Annotated in this window: 1 pseudogene; it reads right to left on the bottom strand. The window is 75.5% G+C overall.

What is annotated here, in order from left to right:
• Window positions 1-705 (bottom strand): annotated as a pseudogene (locus IBL25_RS26470) (methyl-accepting chemotaxis protein); the annotation flags it as partial.

Here is a 705-nt window from a genome sequence, read left to right on the forward strand (position 1 = left end):
CGCCAGCAGCAGCATCAGCACCGTCGCCGCCGCCGCCAGCAGTGCCTCGTTCCGCACATCCTCGATCGCGGCCTGGGTGGCCGCCATGCCCTGCGCCACGCTGCCAGCCACCCGCTCCGAGGCCCGGGCCATCGCGCTTTCCAGCGCCGCGCGCGCGGGCACCACGCGGTCCGCGCGCAGCGCCGCCGCCTCATCCATCGCGGTCATCAGATCCTGCGCGGCGGCGGCGATCACCTCACCCTGGGCCAGCAGCCGCTCCAGGTCCTGCCCGAACTGGTCCGACATGGCGCCGGCACGCAATCCGCGCCCATGCACGCGCGCCTGGGCCGCGGCGCGCTTGGCGCGGCGGTTCTGCGCCACCTCCTCCGTCGCCAGGAAGCGCTGGAGGGCGGTGCGGATCTCGTTGACCGCGCCCTGGTAGGCCATCAGCCGCTCGCGCAGCAGCGCCTGGGTCTCGGCGGACGGCACCTCGAAGGCCAGGTTGTTCAGCACCGCGTCGAAGCGCTGGTCGAATTCCGCCTGGGCGGGGAAGAAGCGGCCGTCGCGCAGGGCCAGCAGGCGCTGGCGGGCGGCCATGGCCTCATCCAGTTCGGCGGCATAGCGCTGGGCCAGCGGCGCCGCCGCGGCCACCATCTCCCGCACCGCCGGGGCACGCACCAGCGCGGCGGCGCGGTCCACCCGCTCCCGCACCTCCCGCAACCGTGC

Source organism: Pseudoroseomonas ludipueritiae, assembly GCF_014490445.1.
Taxonomy (GTDB): Bacteria; Pseudomonadota; Alphaproteobacteria; order Acetobacterales; family Acetobacteraceae; genus Pseudoroseomonas; species Pseudoroseomonas ludipueritiae.